The organism is Erwinia sp. MYb416 (assembly GCF_037479575.1).
GTDB lineage: Bacteria > Pseudomonadota > Gammaproteobacteria > Enterobacterales > Enterobacteriaceae > Erwinia > Erwinia rhapontici.
The window spans coordinates 1-318 of the sequence record NZ_JBBGYT010000133.1 but is presented as its reverse complement, the minus strand read 5'-3'; the positions used below and the strand labels follow the sequence as shown (position 1 = coordinate 318).

The 318-nt window shown below is 59.1% G+C and carries 1 protein-coding gene; it reads right to left on the bottom strand.

What is annotated here, in order from left to right; all coding sequences use genetic code 11:
- A partial coding sequence (locus WH277_RS01260; protein ID WP_339503909.1) for a hypothetical protein occupies positions 1-318 on the bottom strand: 318 nt, incomplete at both ends.

Sequence of the window (318 nt, the reverse complement as noted above, 5' to 3'; positions counted from 1 at the left end):
CACCGGTGGCCACCGCCGCTACGGAGGCTGGATGAGAGGCATGTGGCGTGGAGAAATCAAACGGCGAAGCCGCTGATGTATCCTGCCAGTTACCCATCTGCGGACCGTCTTCTTCATCAACCGGTAACGAAGGCGCTGGCGTCCGGGCATCTGCTGGCACTTCAAACCGATAGAGCGAAGGTTGTGGTGGCGCTACTGGCGTGGAAATCTGTACCTCAGCCTGAGCTGCGTATTCCTCCACGGGAGCAATCACCGGCGCAACGGGGGCAATGGTAGCTTGTTGCGCAGCAACCGAAACAACATCGCTGGATGCAGGTT